The organism is Mesorhizobium sp. CO1-1-8 (assembly GCF_020164875.1).
GTDB lineage: Bacteria > Pseudomonadota > Alphaproteobacteria > Rhizobiales > Rhizobiaceae > Mesorhizobium.
Genome location: NZ_JAIUGZ010000028.1, coordinates 19,342 through 39,246, shown reverse-complemented (window position 1 = coordinate 39,246; position 19,905 = coordinate 19,342). Strand labels below are relative to the sequence as shown.

The following is a 19,905-nucleotide window of genomic DNA, read 5'->3' as shown; positions in this document are numbered from 1 at the left end:
ACTCGATCGTCGTCTAGCGCGTGGGCCGGCATGTCATACCGGGCTGCTGGATTAACGCGCGTCGTAGCTACCCTTTGCTGCCGAAATTGGCAGCTGTGCCGGGGATGCTAATGTTGATTTTCAAACCGTCCGATGTCCACTCCCGCAGGATCTCACCCTGAAGCTGCTTTTGGATAATTGCATTGACCATGGTGGTTCCGAAACCGGGCCCCCCTTGCGGAGCTCCAGCTTTATGTCTCCCGGTTTCTTCCCACCGCAGGTTAAAGCCGCCATGACGGCCCGTCGCCTGCCAGCTTACCTGCAACCGCCCCGTATCCTTGGCTAGGGCTCCATGGGTGGCGGCGTTGACGATCAATTCATGGGCGACGAGAGCCAGTGGTTGAACGACCACCGCTGGGATCAGAACTTCAGGACCGGTCATCGCTGTCCTGCCAGACGCGAAATGGGCGACCTGCCTGGAGACGATTTCGTCCAGCGGCACATCGCGCCAGCCGCGCTCGGCCAATAGGGCGTGTGCGACCGCCAAAGCCTGGACCCGGCGTTGAACGGACGCGGCATAGAGCGGTGCGCTGTCTGCCTTGCTCAGCCGAACAATACCATCGACAACCGCAAGAACGTTCTTTGCGCGATGATCGACCTCCATCAGGAGGCGGTGCTCCGTCGCTTCCAGGCTCTGAATTTTGCGATACTTGGTCACATCAATCTGCGACGCGAAATAGTAAAGGAGATCGCCTTCATCGTCCTTGATGGGGCTCAGATGGAGCTGGTTCCAGAACGGCGATCCGTCCTTGCGGAAGTTCAGTATCTCTACATTCGTCTCGCGTTCACGCTCTATCGCCGCTCGAATCTCCGCAACGGTCGCGGGCGATGTTCCCTCCCCTTGTAGGAAGCGGCAATTTCGGCCCAGGACTTCATCGGATGTATAGCCGGTCAGATCGAGGAACGCCCTGTTTGCGAGCACGATGGGATTGTCAGGTTGCCGAGCATCGGTGATGACGATGGGCATGCGCGTGCGCTCGAACGCCGCCGATGCCAACTCCTTGCGATCCGCCCACGCGGTGGTGGCTGCTGCCGCCGGCGCGTCGCCATGTAGGGCCGACGATGATTTGGCGTTGTCAGGCACTCTTTGCTCACTTGACAGAGGTCAGCGATAACGCCCGACTTCCTACAAGGTTTCCAATGTGATGCTTTCGAAGCGGACTGATTACCGGAGTAAAGCCGCGCAACGAAATGTTCACTTGACGCGAGGCACACAGAACTTATGCCCCAGCTTGCAACAAGCATCGCAACATGAGGGTATATTTCCCGCCAGCCGGACGGCGCGACGTTCGAACGTGGCCAACCAGGTCTCATTTTATCGCCGTGATCCTGCCAGCCCTGTCCAGTCGACAATCGACCACGGCCTGCCGAACCTCGACGCCCCCATGCCTCGCAAAATCTATTTGCACCTTGATTGGTGCTGTGAGTGTACCTCCACGCCGCCGCAACAACCCTGCGCTCCTGCCCAGGTCATCATCATGATCGCCCTTGTTGCGGCCGCGGCTTGCGTCTTGAAACGCACCGTGTTCGGGCGGAGTATCCTGGCGGTCGGCGGCAACGAGAAGGCCTCTGAACTCGCTGGCATCGACGTCGCGAAAATCAAGCTGGCGGTCTATGCCATCAGCGGAATTTGAGCCGGGCTGGCCGGCCTCATCGTCTTGCGATCAACTCGTCAAGTGACGCAAATCTTGTCGGGTCGGGTGAACTGGATGCGATCGCCGCGGTTGCCGTGGGCGGAACTTTTGCTCAACGGCGGCAAGGCAACCATCATCGGCACCCTGCTCGGCGCGCTCACCATCCAACTCGTTCGATATACCCTGCTTGCCAACGGGGTGCCCGACGCCGCGGCCCTTCTGGTCAAGGCGATTATCATCGCGCTCGCTGTATGGCTACAGCAACAGCATCGGGCATAGACCGTGAACCGCGCCCATCTGGTCGCATCATCGGCACCTATGGTGTGCTGGTCGCCCTCGCCGCGCTCGTTTTGTTCCGATTCTTACGCTACGGCCCTTCCTGAGCTTCTTTAACGTCATGAGCATCATGCGCTATAATTCGATGTTCGCGCTCGGCGCCCTTGGCATGTGCTTCGTTATCATGACCGGCGGCATCGACCTGTCCGTCGGCTCCGTACCCGCCTTAGGCAGTGTAGCCTCGGCACTGGCCAGTCCTTTTGGAATCTTAGCAGGACTGGCTGCTGGTGTGGGCGTGGGGTTGCCGCGGGTCTGATCAATGCCTTCCTTATCACCCGTGGCAAGCTGATGCCATTTATCGCAACCCTGGCCACGATGCTGGCGGCCAGCGGCTCGGCGTTGCTGCTTACCGGCAATCAAACCGTCTCGGTCTCTTATGACTCGGGCTTCACTAAAATTAGTCAAGGAAACCTCTGGGTGTTTCCTGTCCCGGCGGTGATCGCGGCGGTTGCTTATTTGATCGCCTCGGTTGTGCTGAATTATACCGGCACAGGGCGCACAGTGCTGGCTGTCGCGGTCGCGAGGACGCCTCGCGTTTGATGGGCCTGCGCACGGGCCGCGTCAAGGTTGTCGTGTACGTCGCGAGCGGCGGCTCGCGGGATGGCCGGCGTCATCCTTGCCTCGCAATTCGGTGCCGGCCAACCGATTGAGGGCGTCGGCTGGGAACTCTTTGCAATCGCGGCGGTCGTCGTGGGCGGGACGCTGCTCACCGGCGGCTCGGGCTCGGTCTTGACCACCCTTGCCGGCGTCCTCCTCCTGGGCATCCCTTTCAACGTCTTGAATCTTGAGCACGGCATGGGTTGGATTTCACTCTCGGCGTACTGGCAGTCGGTAATTCGTGGGCTGTTCCTGCTTGTCGTGGTCCGGCTTCAAGCGAGGCTGACGGGGAAACGCGTTATGGCCGCCTCGTAAGAAGTCCGGCAATCGTGGATCAAAATTCACGGTTGGCCATAGTTCGACTAGCGCGTTTGCTGAGGGAGCAGCGGCTTTCGTTTCGTCCCGTCACGACATTGTAAGCTCACTCGCCACCTTCATCAGTGCAAATCAAGTTTGCCGGGGGCGTCAGCATGCGCGGACGTCCAACCCCCAGGGCGCCAAAGATCGCGCGACCGTTGCATGCGAGCTCCTTCACAGCAGGTCCAGCGTGTGCAGGTCGCGCTCGCCGTCGAAGAAGCGGTCTAGCGCCTGGTGGAAGATCGAGCCGCCAACGCCAGCGGTTTCGCCAAATAGCGTCATTGATGAGCGGAACTTCAAATGGTCTGGAGAGCCGAAGATTTCGTGTGCTGAGCGGCCGTTTACACCAAGAACCACCGCAGTCGCGTGGTGCAGACGTTCACCAAGGACGGCGTCGGCGAGATACGCCCGCGCCTCATCCTGGGACGAGATCCCGTAGTGCTGCGCTGTCGGCGAGCGACCAAGTCCGCGCAGCTGCGGGAAAACGAACCACATCCAGTGCGAACGCTTGCGCCCGGCGTGCAGCTCTGCCAGCGCGGCTTCGAAAATCGGCTCCTGTGCGGAACGAAAGCGGGCCAGATCGAATGGGTCATCAAGCGCCATGCCTACGCCTCGGCAAGAACCAACATCGCGGGAGCTCAGCAGTCCGTGCTTCGATCCAATGGATGCGGGGCCTTTGGATATGTTCAGTACAAAGCTGCAGCGACGAAATTGAGTTGGGGATTTCGAGGTAGATTCCGAGTCCCTGCGCCGCACGCTTCTAGTGTCCGGCAGGAGGAATGGCGCGCGTCGTTGACCTCAACCAACTGCCAAAGATTCGGTTCCAAGCCCGCTTCAAAGAAGTGAACCAGAAGAGCCAACCGGTTTCGAAAACTAGCTTCCACTCAAGAAGATCTTATCTCGGGATTGTAGTCGAATTGGTTGCCGCCGGAGTGTATGAACGAAGAAGACGAGCCGTTTGCAAGTTTATGCGCTGCGCAATGGCGAGCCCCATCCTGAAGCATCGGAGGTGTGGGCACTGGGGCGAACAGATGCTCCATGCTCAGCCGGCTTCGGCTTTTGCAAAGTTCGCGTCAGTGCTTCAAAATCTGGCTCAGAAACAGCTTGGTCCTGGCATGCTGGGGGCTGCCGAAGAAGCTGTCCGGCTTGCCTTCCTCGACGATCTGGCCGCCATCCATGAAGATCACGCGGTCGGCCACGGCGCGAGCAAATCCCATTTCATGCGTGACGCACACCATCGTCATGCCATCGCGGGCAAGGCCCGTCATGGTGTCGAGCACTTCGGAGACCATTTCAGGATCGAGCGCCGAAGTCGGCTCATCGAACAGCATTACCGCCGGCTTCATGCACAGGCTGCGCGCAATCGCGACGCGCTGCTGCTGACCGCCCGATAGCTGCACGGGGAACTTATTCGCCTGTTCGGGAATGCGCACACGCTCGAGAAACTGGAGCGCGGTCTTGCGTGCCTCGGCGGCGGAAACACCCTTGACCCACATCGGGCCGGCCATGCAGTTCATCAGCACCGTCATGTGGGGAAACAGATTGAAGTGCTGGAAGACCATGCCGACATCGCTGCGCACGGCCGCGACGTTCTTCATCTTGGGGTGAAGATGTATGCCGTTCACCGTGATGTCGCCCGCCTCATGCGCTTCAAGGCGATTGAAGCAGCGGATCAGGGTTGATTTTCCGGAACCGGATGGCCCGCAGATGACGATGCGTTCCCCCTTGTGAACTGTCAGGTTTATCTCTTTCAGTGCGTGGAACTGGCCGTACCATTTGGACACCGCCTTGGCCTCAATGATCGGCTGAGCGCTCATCGCACCTTGCTCCTGGCGTAATGCCGTTCGATGCGGGACTGGATCAGCTCGAGACAGATCGACATGACCCAGTAGATGAGCGAAGCCGAAATCAGCATCTCCATGTGTTGGAACGTCTTCTGGCCAAGAGTGCGGGCCAGGAACATCAACTCCCAGACGCCGATGACCGAGACCAGCGAGCTGTCCTTGAGCATGGAGATGAACTGGTTGCCGGTCGGCGGAATGATCACCGGCAAGGCCTGCGGCAGGATGATGCGGCGCATCGTCAGCGAGAAGCCGAAGCCCATCGAGCGCGAGGCCTCCCACTGGCCGCGATCGATACTCTGGATGCCGGAGCGGAAAATCTCGGTCATGTAAGCGCCGTAACACAGCGACAGGGCCAGTATGCCTGCGGGCACCGCTCCGACAACGAAACCGAGTTGTGGCAGGCCGAGATAGATAAGATAGACCTGCATCAGAAGCGGCAGGCCGCGAAAGAACGAGGTGTAGAAGGTGGCGATGGCATAGGCGAAGCCATTGGTGGACAATTTGGCGACGGCCCCGAGGATGGCGATCAGCGAGGCGATGACGATCGAGATCGCCGAAACGTAAAGCGTAGTGACCACGCCCTGCGATATCAGGAAGGGCAGCTTTTGCCAGATGAAGGGCAGGCTGAGGTGGAACGTTGCGAAAAATGCGAAGAACAGCAGCAGCAGTTCGAGCCACACGATTCCGATCTGAACGCGCAACGGCGCAAAGCCGATCAACACCATGTTCACCGAAAACAGCAGGGCGACGGTCAGGGCAGTCGCGAAGCGGCCGTATGTACCGCTGTCAGCCGGCTCGCCAATGATCGGCCGCATGAGTTCACCGAAGCTGGTGCCGCTAAGATTGAAGGCGAGGAAGATCAGGAAGACCACACCAAACATCGCTGCGACAAACCACGGCTTGTGCACGATCACCTCGGATTCGACGGTATCCGGATAAAGCATCGCTTGCCCCGCAAACGTTGTGAAAGCCATACGCCGCGCGGCCGCTCAGGCGACCGCACGGCGCGCTGGTCATTTGGTGACCGAATAATCCACACCGTACCATTTCTTGGAGAGCGTGCTGAGTGTGCCATCTTCCTTCATCGCCTTCACGGCTGTGGCGATGCTGGCCGAGAATTCCGAGTCGCCATGTTCGATGGCGATGGCCAGCGGTTCGTAGAACACCGGATCACCAACCTGCTTGATCGGGTAACCGGCCTTGATCGCATCGTTTATGCTTGGCAGGGATGAGACAACCGCATCAATGCGCACGCCGTCGCCGAGACGCAGATCGTCGAATGCCGTCGTGGAGTTCTCGTAGGAATGCACCTCTTTCGGGTTGAGCTTGTACTCGAAAGCCGGAGCACCGGCCGCGTCGAGCGTCAAGTCCCGCTTCGCGTAGGCCTCGAACGTTGAAGTCGAGGTCGCGCCGATGACCTTGCCTTCGAGGTCGGCCAGCGAAGTCGCTTTGCTGTCCTTGTGCACGGCGACCGCGGCGGGCGTGTAGTAATACACCGCCGGAAAATCGAAGATCTCGGCGCGCTTCTTGGTGGGCGTCATCGAGCCGACATGCATGTCCCAGCGCCCGACCCAATTGCCAGCGGTGATGATATCCCAACCGGGCGTGACGAACTCGACCTTGACCCCGATGCGCTTGCCGATTTCCTTGGCGATATCGACATCGAAACCGTCGAGCTCGTTGTTGGCATTGACGAAAGACTGCGGCGCCCAGTTGGCGTCGGTCGCGACCTTGAGGTCGCCTGCCGCCTTGACGCGGTCAAGCACGGCCCCGGCCTTGGCCGGCAAGGCGCCCAGCGAAAGCGCCAGCGAAACCGCGGCCAGTTTGAGAATCGTCTTCATATTGTCTGTTCCCTTTGTTGTCGTTCAGTCCCCACGGCGACGCCGCCTTTACCGGTGACGGCTCCGCAACCCCGTCATCGCGCCGGACACCGGCTTCCCATTTGCCTCTTTGCCCGTGCGATATTCCCAATTGTTGGCCATTTAGAAGCAAGCCGGCTGCCCACGTCTTCCAGTGACACGGAGGAGCTTTCCGCCGCCGTTTGCTCGGAACGATGGGAAGCCGGAAGATCGCGAACCAATGCGCTCATAGGCCTTCTGCCTTTGTTTCATTGAGCACGGCGCTGGCAACGCGAAAGCTTTCGACGCCGGCGGGAACGCCGCAGTAGACCGCTATCTGGATCAGGGCGGCGCGAAGCTCACTCTCGCTCAGTCCGTTTCGGACGGCGCCACGAACATGCACGCCAAATTCATGCATCCGGCCAAGTGCTGCAAGCATGCCCAGATTGAGCAGACTGCGCTGTTTGAGATCGAGTGCCTCGTCCGTCCAGCACATGCCCCAGCAATATTCGTTGAGGATATCCTGGAATGGACGTGAGAAATCGCCGGCATTCTCCCGCGCCCGATCGACATAGTCGTCGCCAAGGACTGTGCGGCGGACGTTCTCTCCGGCGGAGCGCATTTTGCTATCCATGGCTGGCTGTCTCTCGCTTTGCCGCATTGTCGTCGAGGAAGTCCGATATTAATCCGGCGACCAGCGCCGGTGCCTCGATGAGGATCGAGTGACGCAGCCCCGGCAGGATTGCCAGTCTCGAACCCGGGATGTGCTCGTGCATATGATGGGCCATACGGGGGCTGGAACCGAGATCGTCGGCGCCGGTGACAACCAGTGTCGGCGCACGGATCTGGTCCAGGATGCCGCCGAAATCCGTTTCCGCCAGGACACGGTAGGCCGCCGCATAGCATCTGGGATCGTTTTCGGCGTCCCTGCCGCGCAGCCGTGCGATCACCTCAGGATTCTGCTCCTGAAACGCCTCGGTCAGCCAGCGTGACAGGGACTGGGCGTGGTGGGTGCCCGGTTCGTTCGCCATCAGTGCGGCAAGGCGGTCAAGCACGGCCTGACGTTCCTGCGGTGTGCGGCCGGCGACCGTCGACAGCAGAACCAGTTTTCTCAGCCGCTTCGCATGCGTCAATGCAAGACGCTGGGCAATCAGCCCACCCAGCGAGAAGCCGGCGAGATGAAACGTCCCGAACCCGACATGATCGGCCAGCGCCAGCGTCTCGGCGACGAAATCATCAATCTCGTAGCGGCCACCTATGCGGCTCGAATGGCCATGGCCACGCAGGTCGAAAGTGAGCACCGTGAAGCGGTCCGCAAGCCGGCTGACGACGCCGCTCCAGGCCTCCAGATACGACCCGACGCCATGGATACAGACAAGCGGCTCCGCGCCAGAGCCATCGACCCGGTAGTTGAGCGTCACCTCGCCGGTGTTGAAGAGATTTGCCACGTCCTTTAGTACCCGGCAGCCGCACGGTTGCGATCACGTTCGCGCGCCGCGAAATGGGGCATCACCTCGTCGACGAACAGTTTCAGCGTTCTTGCCTGCAGGGCGAATGGCAGGTTGAAGGTCAAGCCGAGGCAGTACTGGTCGACACCGGCCGCCTCGTAGTCCTCCAGCTTCTCGATGATCTCGTCGGGCGTGCCGAACATCAGGTTGCGGCGAATGTTGTCGGGGTTGTAGTTGTCCTTGCCCTTGACGCTTTCGTAGGAGACCGCCTCGGGAAAGCCATTCGTCACCGTGCCGATGTTCTGGAACAGGTTCTCGAACATGCGGCCATAATCGCTGCTGTGGCGCGCCGCGACCTGCCATTCGTCGGGACGGTCGTAGATGCAAGTGCGGCGCTGCATCATGAAGCGCGGGCGTGGCACGTCGGGATGATCGGCGACCGCCTTGCGGAACTTCTCGCCCAGCACCGCGATCTCGGGTGCCGGGGCGGAAAGCGGCGTCGACAGGATGTTGGCGCCGGCAGCGATTGCCCAATCGAACGTGCCGGGATCACGGGCTGCCACCCAGATGGGCGGATGCGGCTGCTGCAACGGTTTCGGCACCGAAGTCGCCATCGGAAACTTCCAGTAGTGGCCGTCATGGGCATAGTCGCCGGCCCACAATTTCCTCACCGCCGGCACCAGTTCTTTGAGATAGGCGACGCCTTCCTGCTGTGGCATGCCGCCGGCCATGCGGTCGAACTCATACTGGTAGGAGCCACGGGCAATGCCGAACTCAAGACGTCCGCCGGTCAGGTGGTCGCAAAGTGCAGCTTCGCCGGCGAGCCGGATCGGGCTCCAGTAGGGGGCGACCAGCGTCGAAGTTCCCAGCCGGATCCGTTGCGTGTGTTGGGCAAGCCAGGTCAGAGTCATCAGCGGGTTTGGCGAGATGGTGCATTCGATCGTGTGGTGTTCGGCGGTCCACAATGTTTCGAACCCGCCTTCGTCGGCCATGCGGGCCAACTCGAGAAGATTGCCCTTCACCGCCGACATTGGCGTGTCCGGCGAAAAGCGCTCCATGGTCAGCGAAACGGCAAATTTCATGTTTCCTCGCTAAGCGTCTGGATGATGGTGTAGCGGTCAGCGCAAGCGGATGACGAACGGGTCCTGCATGGTGCCGGAATAGTCGACGACCACGTTCTTCACTCTTGAGAATTCCTGCATGACGTCGAAGCCGCCGCGCCGGCCGTAGCCGCTTTCCTTGAAGCCGCCATTGGCGGACATGAAGGACGACGCCCGGTAGGTGTTGATCCACACGGTGCCGGCATCGACATTGCGGGCGAAGCGCAGTGCGCGGTCGATGTCCTTGGTCCAGATTCCGGACGCTAGCCCATAGTGAGTGTCGTTGGCGAGCGCGGTCATCTCTTCTTCCGATGAGAAGGGGATGACGCCGACCACCGGACCGAAGATTTCGTCGCTCATGAAGTCCATGTCGTTGCGGGCGTCGGTCATGACAGTCGGCTCGAAATACCACCCTCCTGTCAGGTCCGATGACTGCGGCCGCTTACCGCCAACGGCGATCCGGGCACCCTGGCGAACACCCGAGGCGACATAGGATTCAACCTTGGATAGCTGCGCCGACAGCGCCAGCGGGCCGATGTCGGTGTCCTCCTGCATGGGGTGGCCAACCCTGATCCGCCGCGTGCGTTCGACCAGCGCCTCGATGAAGCGATCATAGATTCTGGCTTCGACAAAACAGCGGGAGCCGGCGACGCAGCTTTGACCAGCTGCCGCGAAAATGCCGGAGACGACGCCGTTGACGGCGTGCTCCATCTCGACATCGGCGAAAACCACATGCGGCGACTTCCCGCCAAGTTCCATCTGACACGGAATTAGGTTGGCGGCGGCGTTCTGGGCAATCCTGCGCCCGGTCGCCGTGCTGCCAGTGAAGACGATCTTGGCAATACCGGAGTGGCGGGTCAGCGCCTCGCCGGCAGAATCGCCGTTGCCGGTGACGACGTTGACCACGCCCGGCGGAAAGCCGGCCGCCACAATGAGCTCCGCGAGCGCCAGCGTCGATGCGCTGGCATGCTCCGACGGCTTGATCACCACCGTGTTTCCGATTGCCAGGCAAGGCGCCAGTGTGCCGGTCAGCAGCATCAGCGGAGAATTCCAGGGCGTGATCATGGCGACGACGCCGATCGCTTCGCGCAGGTTGAAGTTGAGCATATCGAGCTTGTTGACCGGGATCGTGTCGCCCAGCAGCTTGTCGGCCATGCCGGCGAAATAGCCGTACGCGTCAGGCATGGCGCGCATCTGCGCGCGCATTTCCTTGATCAGCTTGCCGTTGTCACGGGTCTCGATCGCAGCCAGTTCGTCGGCATGTTCAAGAACCAGTTGCGCCAGTCTTTGAAGCAGCTTGCCGCGATCGGTCTGCGTCATGCGGCGCCAAGCCGGATTGACAAAGGCTGTCTGCGCGGAACGCACGGCGGCATCGATATCGGCGGCATCGGCTTCGGCCAGTTCATACCAGGGTTCGCCGGTCGTCGGGTCAAAGCTTGGGATGTAATTTCCGCTTGCAGGTGCGACGAAAGCGCCACCGATAAACAGGTTTTGACGGGAGTTTTCGAGGGCTTTGACTGTGGTTTTCATGCGGGTCCTGTCAGGTTCTATTCTTGCGCGCTTTGCGCCCAGGGCAGCGTTGTTCCGTCCACCCTGGCCAGGCGGCCGCCGTCGTTGGAATCCATGTAGATGCTGAAGGACTCGTCGCGCCGTTCACGGCTGTAGCGGCGCAGCAGGGAGCAGATCTCACGCGCTGGAATCTCGTCATAGGGAAGGTTGGCAACCGGGAAGAAGCGAAAGCCCGGCGGCATCGGGATGCCGCCCGAGATCCCGGCCAGGCGGGCCCGATAGATCAGATAGCCGGGATCGCTGTCGGCGACATCGAACACCGAATAGAGAAACGTTTCCTCCGGCAGCAGCGTCAGCGCGTCGCCACCTTCGAGCTTCAGCTCGTTTTCGGCTTTCCGGCTCTTGGCGCTGGGCAACACCCAGCCACCCTTGCCGTCGGAGCGCAGCAGGATCTGGCCATCGGCCTCGATGAGATAGCCGACGATCATGCTGTGCGATGCCAGCCAGCCGGGCGGCAGCGGATCCTTGATCGCGGCATAACGGCCACGGCAGAAGCCAAGCGGCGCCGACGGACTTGTGCCGAAGGCCTGTACCGCGCCGATCAGCACGACATGATCGCCGGCCTCGATGCGGTCATGCACGGTGCAGTCGAACCAGGTCAGGCATTCGTTGAGGATCGGCGCCCCGGTGTGGACGCGGTCATGCACGATCGAATGAAATTTGTCCGGCGACTTCGAGGCGAAGACTGAAGAAACATCGGTCTGGCCCTCATGCAGGAGATTGACGGCGAAACAATCCGATGTGTTGAAGGCGGCGAAGCTGGCGGCCGCCCTGCCGACGCAGACCAGAAGAAGCGGCGGATCGAGCGACACCGAGGTGAATGAGTTGGCGGTCATGCCGCGCGGCGTGCCATCGCCGTCGCGCGTGGTGATAACCGTGACGCCGGTAACGAATGTTCCGAACGCCCGCCGCAACGCGATCGGATCGATCGCCTGCGGAACCGGCGGCTGCGAGGTTGACGATGACGTTTCTGTAGCGGCGGTCATGGGACGAAGCTAGCCGCTCGCCAAGAGGCGCGCTTCCTCCTGTTGCGAGGAATGGAGGAGCTGTGCGATGCTGTGTTTCAGAGCAAACGGCAGCAGGCGCAAGCCGTCGGCCAACCGTCGCAAGCGACGGCAACGGCTTGCGGTCAAATCTGACTTTGGATCAGGCGCGGCTGTCGATCACGCCGCGCAGGCGGATGGCGAGTTCAACCGCGAAGCGCCGCTCCGGCGTGTCGAGATCGATGCCGAACAGTTCCTGGATGCGCGACAGCCGGTAGCGCAAGGTGGTGACATGGAGGCCCATGGAATCGGCGCATGCCTGGCTGCGGCAACCCTCCCGCAGATAAGCGAACAGCGTTTCCATATAGGGCGTGCCATGCTCCCGGTCGTGCTCGGCAATCGCGCCGATGCTCTCATGCACGAAACCGCGCACGTCCTCGACTTCGGCGGCGGCCACCAGCATCGGCAGCGGCCCGAAATCCTGGCTGGCGAAGACGCCGGTGCGGCCGAACGAACGGCCGATGCGGATCATGCGCCGGCAACGATCCCAGGCCGCCGGATAGTCCGAAAGCATGCCACAGACACCAGACAGCACGACGAAGGGTTCCTGGTCGAAGTAGCGGCCCAGTTCCTCAGCGGTCTTATGCAACAACTTGTTGACGCGCTCGGGATCGCTGCCGAGTTCCGCGGGGATCAGGCAAACCAGGCCATTCTCGACGGCGACAATGCCAGCCGGCACAGAATTTTGCTGCATCAGCCGGATCACAGCATGATGCGGGTCGAGTGAATAGCCGGCGCCGCGTTTGCTCTGCGCGGGCAGGTCGATGACGATCATCTGCCGGGGCGAGCGCAGGTCGATGTCGAGGCGCTGCGCCCGTTGCAGGACATCATTGGCGTCGTGCCAGCGTTGCTCGACGATCTCCAGGAACAGATCGCTGAGGGTGCGCGTCTCGAAGCGGAAGCGGATGAAGCTGCGCATCATCTGGACGCTGAGCGCGAATTTGGCACTGTCCAGCAACAGCAATTCCAGCTGGCTGAAGGGCCGTTGCGCGGTGAAAATCACCAGTGCTCCTACGTCCTCCGCATCGACGCTCAGCGGCTCGATCTTGGCGGTCAGGCGCAATCGGCGCACGCCGTCGTCGAGGAAGAGAGTGTAAGCTTCGCGCTGCGCCTGATCGACCGCGGCGCGCGCGGCCTTGATGATCTGCCGGTGCAGGCTTGAGGTTGCCGCGAGCTGCCAGGCGGCATCATCGAAATGGGCCCCGCTTGGGGTGTGGCCGGCGACGATCAGGTTGGCGGTAAAGTCCACGACCACGATCGGGTTGGGCAGCAGGTCGCTGATCTTGCCGGCGAGCGACGGAACCGAGGCTTCGGCCAGCGCCTGCTGCAGCAAGGACGTGTGCGCCTGCAACGCCTGCTGCAGGCGCGCGGCGGCGTGCTTTTCCTCGCGCAGCTTGTGCTGCTTCTCGACCGCGATTTCGCCCAGATGGACAATCATGCCGATGAAGGCCAGATCGTCCGCCGTCACTTCCATGATCTCGCGCGAGACGACGCTGAGCACCATCGGCCGCCCTTCGTCATCCCTGCAGTTCATCGGCATGACGAGCACACTGCGATAGTCACGCTCGAAGGCTTCGCGCCTGTAGCCCGAGAACTCCTCGGAGACGCGGGCATCCCTGATGTAGACAGGCTCATTGCGCTGCAGGGCGATGATCGACGGGCTGGTCGCCAGCTCCCATCGGTCGGGCAACGGCCGCTGGATCAAGGTCGGGTCGTGGCGGACGATGACGAAAGCGTGGCCATGCGGCGCGTCGATGCTCATGATCGACCCCATTGTCCACTTGGCGTGCCGACAGGCGGCAAGCACCAGATCGCGCAGCACGGTGCTGAGGTCGCCGCCCGAATTGATCAAACTGGCGGCGTCACGCAAGGACAGGATTTGAGACTGGTGATCCAAGTCCGGGGCTCGTCTCCTGGGAACATTCAGATCCGGTAATAAGGCCGTCTGACCGGCTGCGACGCTACACCGCTTCCGAGCGCGGCGCACGCTTGTTTTCCTCTGAAACGGAGGAAGACATCCATCGCCAGCGGTCTCTAAGGTCGCCCTAGCAAAGCACTGCGGAGGGAACTGCCGGCATGGATTTCGGTATCAGGAAGATTTCCACTTTCATCGAGGAAACCTTCGTGGAAGGTGGCAAGGCGGCGCCGACGCCGGTGACCATGATTGTCGTCGCGGCGGTCCTGAGGAACCCTTGGGCCGGCCAGGGCTTCGTCGAGAACCTGCGGCCGGATATCCTGCGCCTTGCGCCACGGCTCGGCAGTGAACTGACCAACCGCCTGATTGTCCTGATGCCAGCAGAGAAGATCCAAGCCTATGGCAAGGCCGCGGCCACCGGCGTCAACGGCGAGATCGAGCACGCCTCGGCGCTGATCCATACGCTGCGCTTCGGCAATCTTTTCCGCGATGCCGTTGGCGGCACGACCTATCTCGAATTCACCAACACCCGCATCGCGCCGGGCGCCTCTATCTCGGTGCCGATGATGCACAAGAGCGAGAACGGCAGGCGATCGCATTTCCTGACCGCCAGTTTTCAGATCTGCGACGGCCCGGCCCCGGACGAGATTGTCGTTGCCATCGGCGCGGCCGACGGTGGCCGGCCACATGCCCGCATCGCCGACAGGTTCCAGGACATGGCGGAGATGGAAGCAGAATCCACCCCTTGACGGTGGCGCCCTTAGACGGCTTCCGGCTAGCCGGTCGAGCACCAGCGGTATTGGTTAGGTGCGGCCGGGTTCCGTTCGCCACTGCTGATTTCATCAAGCTGCCGGCTGCCGTGTTGGTCAGCAATGAAGATTTGAGCGGTCCCGCCGCCTTGACCTCGCCTTTTTCGGCCCAGCGTGCCGAGCCATAGGTCTCAGCATTCTTGGCTTCACGAGCTCGCCAGACCGACATGCCGATGGCGACCGCGATCGAGACGAAGCCGCCTGATGCGGCGATGAAAGCACCCCTGGTGAAAATCTCCAGCGCATAGGCGTCGTAGGAAAACCACCACGCGAAAAACGCTGGGGGAAAGTAGACCGGCATCCCAGCGACCCTGAACCAGGGCGATCCAAGCTGCGCCTGAAATCCAAGCTGCCAGGCCACATACTGCGTCGATGCCCACGTCGTGATGAGCACGATGAGGGCGACGATGAGGATCTGGCCCCAAAGGATTTTGGTGGCGGACATGACGGCGCTCCTTTCTTCCTGGGACGGGACAGCCCGAGCCCGCGCTTGCGGCCAAACTCCAATCGATGCCGCCATTGCCGCGTGCCACGCCTGAGAGGTGCTGGCCGAGCTGGTTTTCCAGCGAGGGCGGCCAGGGCACCAGTTGGAAGCCAAGTTCATCCTCGATCATGGCGAAGCGCCCGGAGGCGAGCGCGGAACGCTGGCGGTAAGTGCCGGCGACATAGTCGTCGCCGGTGGAAGGGACGCCCGGTCGCGGCGGCAAGCTTTTCGCCCAACGCCTCAATGTCGCGCTTGCGCAAGCTGTCGATGAGGTTTCGGGTGAAAACCACGCTGCCGCCCTGCCGTTCAGCAAAACCTTGTTCGATCAGGTGCTCGGCGCGGCGTTCCAGGGCGTTGCGCACCTCGGCGCCGAAGCCGCCACCGCCGAGAGCCACCGGCTCACGCGCGATCGCCTGACGGTCGAGCCAGGTGGCGCCGGTCGCCGCGATCTGCCGTTCGATGTCGAGGTCGGAGCGGACAGCAAGTGCCACCCGGCGGTAACCCTGCGCATCGTCGAACCTGCGAAGCTCGACAATTGAGCCTGGTTCGCTGTCGCCGGCGGCGTCGAGGTCGGGCAGCTTGATCTGATGGGTGCGTCCGTCCGCGCCGTCGACCACGGCATAGGCGGTTCCCTTCAATTCATTGTCGAGACCCCGATCGACCAGACGGCCGATGATGGGAGCATCGAGACTTTCGCCAGCCAACACATAGTTCGCTGCCCCACGTTCGATACCGCGCACGGTCAGGCCGCGATGGATGCGTTTGATGATATCGCCGCGCTCGCCGAGTTCGTGCAGCGTCACTTCGGCATTCTCCGACATGACCCATTGGCCGGGGCCGACCTGATCGGCGAGACCGAGGGTTTCGAGTTTATGAAGTCGTCCGACTTTCATTGCATGGAATTCGTCTGGCCGGCGGTCGGGATGCGGCGCCATGTCGATCACACCGGTTCGATACCCGTCGCGCGCAAGCTGGCGGTCGAGATTTGTCCAGCGTTCCGCTTCGATCTGCCGTTCGAGATTGCGGCGGATCTCCTGGTCGGTGCGCGGCCCCAGCTCCTGCGTGATGAGATCCTGCGCCCGGTCGCGCATTCCTTGCTTGATGTAGTCCTTGGAGACGACGAGGTCCTGGCCGTCGTCGGTTCGCCCGCGCAAGATGATATGCACGTGCGGATTGTCGGTGTTCCAGTGATCGACTCCCACCCAGTCGGCTTCGTGCCGAGGTCCTTTTCCATCTGCCCCATGAGGTCGCGGGTGAAGGTCATTGAGATCGGCCATCTCAACAGCGTCCTCTGGCGAGACAATGAAGCGGAAGTGATGCCGGTCATCCTTGGTACGCTCGGCAAAGTCCTTCGGATCGGCGTCGCCGGTATCAGGCCCGAACAGCTTGGCTTTCTGCCCGTCCCGGGTGACGCCCTCGCGCCGGAGGTAGCTGAGGTGAGCCGCTAGTGGCGCCGATCGCGCCAGGTGCCGAACCACGCGCGTCTTGATGACTGTGATCCGGGAGCGTCCCGTCAGCAGGCGGTTGGCTTGAATGGTCGCACGAATGCCGCGGCCGAAGCGCGAGCGATTGCCCGGTGTGATCCTGCCGGATCGCGAGACGTGGCCGCCAGCCTTCTGCGCGGCGGCGAGCGCCTGGGCGATGAAAGGCCTGGACTTGGGCGCGGGTCGAGCGAATGCGGCCCGGCCGAATGCGGAAATCGTCCTCGCTTGTCATCCCAGGACCGCCGCACATCGCAACAAGTTCCTGAAATCGTTGTTGAAGCCTCGAAGTCGCGATGTACGCGGATGTTGCGCACCTCGCGCAATCGGCTTGTAACCCACTGAAAACTCACGACCGTCATCCGTCGCACATCGCGGCCTTTTATCTCGCCATCCCTCCCCGACCTCCCCGACGAACCGCCCTTCCGCCGCCAATCCCGCGACAGCACAGGCCAAAGTGCGATTCGCGCAAAATCCCGTGATCGTCGCGATGCACCGAGTGATCGCGGGATGAAGAGGCTGTTTGCCGCCAGCGTCAGTGTGTGACGAGCATCTTTGGACGCAGAATCTGGCGGCGGTTCAAGCGCCGTCAGATCGTTCACCGCGGTGTCGCCCCGCGACGGCATGTCGGCCGAACGATGGCCGTAAAAACGGTTTGGTGGATGTGATCGACGCCTCCGTTGTCATGGGAAACGTTGTCATTCATCGCGGCCGCGCCGCGCCCAAAAAGCTGCCTACGATCTGCGCTCGACGTGCGTCCCACTGCTTTCGAGCCGGGCGGGACCTCAACAGCTCCCCTGATCATCGGCGTAAGCTTCGCAACATAGTCGATCGTTTCGCGAGGCAGCGGACGGCCGTTCGAAAGATGCTCCTGATACCGTCGTGGTCCGGCATTGTAGGCGGCGAGAAAGCCCTTCGGACCGAACCGATCGAGCATCTGGCGCAGATAGGCCGCACCGGCCAGGATGTTGTCACGGGGCGAGGGGATCCTTGCCAAGATTGTGTTTGATGCGCACTTCTTGCCACGTCGCCGGCATGACCTGCATCAGCCCCATTGCACCTTCGGACGAGACAGCGCGGACATCCCCGCCGCTTTCGACATATATAACGGCGGCGCGTATCCAGCGCTCGGGCAGATCGAAAAGTTTGGCAGCCTCACAGACGTAAGCCGACCACTCGCCGCTCGCCCCCACCGCACTTCCGACGCAGGATATTGACCCTGGTGGTGACGCTGCTTCCGCGGCGTCTGCTACAGGTCCAAGTATGAGCAACGTGCATGCGGAGAGCATCGCAATGCATCGGCGAACGGTAATGCTGGCACCACCGTCCCGACACGCCGACAGCCTGCCGCCGTGCTCGCGTCCGTCAGGGCAAGGCTCCGCCGGCCGGACCTGCTTCCCACGCGCAGCAGCGCAAACAAGTGCGCGATCGATGAAGACGCGTCCAGCCGCCCTTGACCTCCGCTGCGCGCGACGGCGGCCTGACAGGCGATCGGGTCGAAGGGTTTGACCAGCATTCGATCGATCAAAGGGTTTGCCAGGGTAGGATCAATGCAGCGCAATCGAAGCATCGGATTCAGGCTCGCTCTTCGCGCTTCGAGGGCCGGCTCCAGTGCAGGTTTCAGACGTCCTTTTCCGTGGGGACCTGGAACAGGTTGGCACGGATCGGCTGCGTGAACGACGGATCGCCGATGAGCACAGACAGATAGGCGCCGGCCTTCTCGCCGGTGCGATCCCACGCCGCGCCGGTCTCGACGCCATCGCAATAGATGCGGTGTTCCGGCGCATTTTCAGCGTCGGATTTCTGGACAGGCAGGATGGCGAGCTTGGCGTCAATCGTCAGCGTGCAGATGTTGCCGAAAAAGCCGTCATGGTTGCGGGTGAAGGTGCCAATCTGACACATGCTGATATCCTTTCGTGGTGAGAAAACGAGCCGTCATGGCTCGCCGGGAGCCGCTTCGCCGGACGCCTCCGGCGCCGGCAATGTGCGGTTGGTGGTCCAGATCGGAACCGCGCGGCCAACGATGCTGGTGATGGGACTGGGCCGAGATACCGACTGTCAAAACTGTCGGCGACGTCCCAGTTCATGAGGAACACTTCGCCATCGGCCAGTACACGGCAGCCCTGCCAGGCAGCGGTCGACCCTTGCTGTCGCGAACGAGCGCGGTTCCGTAGATCTTGCCGTGCGCGGTGATGGCAGCGCCACGACGACAAAAGCTTTGTCCACCGAGCGCCAGGACATGCTTCATGAGCGGCACGACGTGCGGCAGATATGTGCGTTCGGCTAGGAAGCCAGCCAGCGGTTCGGGCGGGATGACGACGGCGATCTCGCCGACATCGATCTTGCGGGCGCGATGCGATAGAGCCCGATTGGAACGCTCGCCGAGGCATTCCAGATCAGCCACGGCGTATGTCTGCTCAAGGCCGGAGCAACGTAAGAGCCGCGCCGGCGAGCATTGCCGCGAAGATCCTGCCGCGCGCGCTCATGGCTCGATCCGACGGCGCAGCAGCCACGCTTGATGCCGCTGCCGTGTGTAGGGCCGAGGACTTTCCCGCGCGGCGAGCCGGCTATGGACGTGCCGCCAATACTCCGGTGGAACATCTATCGCGTCAATGTCGAGCGCTTCGACGGCATCGATGATCTCGAGCACTCTCTCGACCTTCGGCCAGCCAATGGCGGTCAGCAGGATGTCGGCGCCGGGCCGCACATAGGCGATCGTCGAGCAGCGCTTGCCCGGGACGACGGCGCGCAGAATGTCGATACGCGAAGCGATGGTGCCGAAATCGTTGGCCCTCCATCGAACGAAGGCGAAGATGCCCATAGGTGCAAACGCGACGACGCGCGGCTTTTGTCGATGATCCTGTTGTCGACGGTTTTGCCGAAGCGGAGGTAGTTCTCGATCCGCTTCTTCAGCCAGAGCAGTTCGACATGCGTGAGCTCGCTCATGCCGTCCTCCAGTGCAGGAGGCAGGCGCGCGCACCGGCTGGCGACCTGATTGACCGAGCGATGGGTTCAGAGGCGTCTGTGCGGATTTTGCTCTCGCCGAGCGCTAACCGATGGTCGCTTTGCGGCGGTCTTCCACAGTCTTCTGGAACCCTGCGTCTATCGCTATCTGCTGGCCGGTGGCGCACCACACTAAGCCGTACCGAGCCAAGAGCTGTGCTAAACCGGGCTGCACGGCGAGCGGATTGAGGTTGATACAAGTATTACCCCAGTCAGCCGCTCTGCGAGCCGGCGGCCCTGCTCTGCACAGGCGGCAATGGCGGGGAAGCGAGGGGAAGTTCCTCGCTTCCCAATGGGTCGCCAAGGTTATCCGCAGTCGATCAGAACGATGAAAGCGAAGCTTGCCGAATGAGATTGGCGAATGGAGTGATTTGTAGAAAGAAAACGGACTATCTGCCAAATTGGCGG

The 19,905-nt window shown here is 61.8% G+C and carries 15 protein-coding genes and 6 pseudogenes; 3 read left to right on the top strand and 18 right to left on the bottom strand.

The window, feature by feature from the left end:
- Positions 1-67 precede the first annotated feature (67 nt).
- Complete coding sequence (locus LB558_RS31925) at positions 68-1,123, bottom strand: PAS domain-containing protein (protein ID WP_224701253.1); 1,056 nt, start codon at positions 1,121-1,123, stop codon at positions 68-70.
- Between the two features lie 376 nt (positions 1,124-1,499).
- Between LB558_RS31925 and LB558_RS31920 the strand changes: the two are divergent.
- Together LB558_RS31920 and LB558_RS31915 are read left to right on the top strand one after the other, a co-directional pair.
- A pseudogene (locus LB558_RS31920) lies at positions 1,500-1,952 on the top strand (ABC transporter permease); the annotation flags it as partial.
- Positions 1,925-2,921: pseudogene (locus LB558_RS31915) on the top strand (ABC transporter permease). The pseudogenes LB558_RS31920 and LB558_RS31915, both read left to right, overlap by 28 nt.
- Before the next feature lie 216 nt (positions 2,922-3,137).
- On the opposite strand, the gene LB558_RS31910 reads toward LB558_RS31915, so the two are convergent.
- From LB558_RS31910 to LB558_RS31865, 10 genes are all read right to left on the bottom strand, one after another.
- A complete protein-coding gene (locus LB558_RS31910; RefSeq protein ID WP_224701252.1) occupies positions 3,138-3,566 on the bottom strand; it encodes a DUF1810 domain-containing protein in 429 nt (142 codons plus the stop codon).
- Positions 3,567-4,036: 470 nt separating this feature from the next.
- Complete coding sequence (locus tag LB558_RS31905) at positions 4,037-4,780, bottom strand: amino acid ABC transporter ATP-binding protein (protein ID WP_263495482.1); 744 nt, start codon at positions 4,778-4,780, stop codon at positions 4,037-4,039.
- Positions 4,777-5,751, bottom strand: a complete 975-nt coding sequence (locus tag LB558_RS31900) for an amino acid ABC transporter permease (protein ID WP_224701250.1) — start codon at positions 5,749-5,751, stop codon at positions 4,777-4,779. Before LB558_RS31900 ends, LB558_RS31905 begins: the two co-directional genes overlap by 4 nt.
- 69 nt (positions 5,752-5,820) lie before the next feature.
- A complete protein-coding gene (locus LB558_RS31895) occupies positions 5,821-6,648 on the bottom strand; it encodes a transporter substrate-binding domain-containing protein (RefSeq protein WP_224701248.1) in 828 nt (275 codons plus the stop codon).
- A 244-nt stretch (positions 6,649-6,892) separates the two neighbouring features.
- Positions 6,893-7,279, bottom strand: a complete 387-nt coding sequence (locus LB558_RS31890; protein ID WP_224701246.1) for a carboxymuconolactone decarboxylase family protein — start codon at positions 7,277-7,279, stop codon at positions 6,893-6,895.
- A complete protein-coding gene (locus LB558_RS31885; RefSeq protein ID WP_224701244.1) occupies positions 7,272-8,093 on the bottom strand; it encodes an alpha/beta fold hydrolase in 822 nt (273 codons plus the stop codon). Before LB558_RS31885 ends, LB558_RS31890 begins: the two co-directional genes overlap by 8 nt.
- Positions 8,094-8,098: 5 nt before the next feature.
- Positions 8,099-9,175, bottom strand: coding sequence for an LLM class flavin-dependent oxidoreductase (locus LB558_RS31880; protein ID WP_224701242.1), 1,077 nt, complete (start codon positions 9,173-9,175; stop codon positions 8,099-8,101).
- 36 nt (positions 9,176-9,211) lie between these two features.
- Positions 9,212-10,723, bottom strand: coding sequence for an aldehyde dehydrogenase (locus tag LB558_RS31875; protein ID WP_224701240.1), 1,512 nt, complete (start codon positions 10,721-10,723; stop codon positions 9,212-9,214).
- Between the two features lie 17 nt (positions 10,724-10,740).
- Positions 10,741-11,748, bottom strand: coding sequence for a flavin reductase (locus tag LB558_RS31870; RefSeq protein WP_224701238.1), 1,008 nt, complete (start codon positions 11,746-11,748; stop codon positions 10,741-10,743).
- Positions 11,749-11,908: 160 nt separating this feature from the next.
- Positions 11,909-13,702: a helix-turn-helix domain-containing protein gene (locus tag LB558_RS31865; RefSeq protein WP_224701237.1), complete on the bottom strand. Its 1,794-nt coding sequence runs from the start codon at positions 13,700-13,702 to the stop codon at positions 11,909-11,911.
- Positions 13,703-13,881: 179 nt separating this feature from the next.
- Here LB558_RS31865 and LB558_RS31860 point away from each other — a divergent pair, with 179 nt between their 5' ends.
- A complete protein-coding gene (locus LB558_RS31860) occupies positions 13,882-14,469 on the top strand; it encodes an amino acid synthesis family protein (protein WP_224701235.1) in 588 nt (195 codons plus the stop codon).
- A gap of 133 nt (positions 14,470-14,602) precedes the next feature.
- Here LB558_RS31860 and LB558_RS31855 read toward each other — a convergent pair.
- From LB558_RS31855 to LB558_RS31830, 7 genes and pseudogenes are all read right to left on the bottom strand, one after another.
- Positions 14,603-14,974, bottom strand: a pseudogene (locus LB558_RS31855) (conjugal transfer protein TraG); the annotation flags it as partial.
- A gap of 29 nt (positions 14,975-15,003) precedes the next feature.
- Positions 15,004-16,729: pseudogene (locus LB558_RS31850) on the bottom strand (relaxase/mobilization nuclease domain-containing protein); the annotation flags it as partial.
- A 363-nt stretch (positions 16,730-17,092) separates the two neighbouring features.
- Positions 17,093-17,431 carry a lytic transglycosylase domain-containing protein gene (locus LB558_RS32995; protein ID WP_263495481.1) on the bottom strand — a complete coding sequence of 113 codons (339 nt, stop codon included), beginning with the start codon at positions 17,429-17,431 and terminating at the stop codon, positions 17,093-17,095.
- A gap of 34 nt (positions 17,432-17,465) precedes the next feature.
- Positions 17,466-17,687 (bottom strand): transglycosylase SLT domain-containing protein, encoded by a 222-nt coding sequence (locus tag LB558_RS32990; RefSeq protein ID WP_318011690.1) that lies wholly within the window; start codon positions 17,685-17,687, stop codon positions 17,466-17,468.
- A gap of 427 nt (positions 17,688-18,114) precedes the next feature.
- Positions 18,115-18,396 (bottom strand): DUF736 domain-containing protein, encoded by a 282-nt coding sequence (locus tag LB558_RS31840; protein WP_224701233.1) that lies wholly within the window; start codon positions 18,394-18,396, stop codon positions 18,115-18,117.
- Positions 18,333-18,898, bottom strand: a pseudogene (locus LB558_RS33280) (S26 family signal peptidase). The gene LB558_RS31840 and the pseudogene LB558_RS33280 overlap by 64 nt, the downstream one beginning before the upstream one ends.
- A gap of 78 nt (positions 18,899-18,976) precedes the next feature.
- Positions 18,977-19,440, bottom strand: a pseudogene (locus tag LB558_RS31830) (DUF2840 domain-containing protein).
- Positions 19,441-19,905: the final 465 nt, after the last annotated feature.

What these genes read in the sequence shown, in the direction of transcription:
- LB558_RS31870 (WP_224701238.1), bottom strand. Translation starts at nt 11,748, where the DNA reads ATGACCGCCGCTACAGAAACGTCATCGTCAACCTCGCAGCCGCCGGTT.
- LB558_RS32995 (WP_263495481.1), bottom strand. Translation starts at nt 17,431, where the DNA reads ATGCTCGATCGGTTCGGTCCGAAGGGCTTTCTCGCCGCCTACAATGCC.
- LB558_RS31895 (WP_224701248.1), bottom strand. Translation starts at nt 6,648, where the DNA reads ATGAAGACGATTCTCAAACTGGCCGCGGTTTCGCTGGCGCTTTCGCTG.
- LB558_RS31900 (WP_224701250.1), bottom strand. Translation starts at nt 5,751, where the DNA reads ATGCTTTATCCGGATACCGTCGAATCCGAGGTGATCGTGCACAAGCCG.
- LB558_RS31840 (WP_224701233.1), bottom strand. Translation starts at nt 18,396, where the DNA reads ATGTGTCAGATTGGCACCTTCACCCGCAACCATGACGGCTTTTTCGGC.
- LB558_RS31875 (WP_224701240.1), bottom strand. Translation starts at nt 10,723, where the DNA reads ATGAAAACCACAGTCAAAGCCCTCGAAAACTCCCGTCAAAACCTGTTT.
- LB558_RS31880 (WP_224701242.1), bottom strand. Translation starts at nt 9,175, where the DNA reads ATGAAATTTGCCGTTTCGCTGACCATGGAGCGCTTTTCGCCGGACACG.
- LB558_RS31860 (WP_224701235.1), top strand. Translation starts at nt 13,882, where the DNA reads ATGGATTTCGGTATCAGGAAGATTTCCACTTTCATCGAGGAAACCTTC.
- LB558_RS31890 (WP_224701246.1), bottom strand. Translation starts at nt 7,279, where the DNA reads ATGGATAGCAAAATGCGCTCCGCCGGAGAGAACGTCCGCCGCACAGTC.
- LB558_RS31910 (WP_224701252.1), bottom strand. Translation starts at nt 3,566, where the DNA reads ATGGCGCTTGATGACCCATTCGATCTGGCCCGCTTTCGTTCCGCACAG.
- LB558_RS31905 (WP_263495482.1), bottom strand. Translation starts at nt 4,780, where the DNA reads ATGAGCGCTCAGCCGATCATTGAGGCCAAGGCGGTGTCCAAATGGTAC.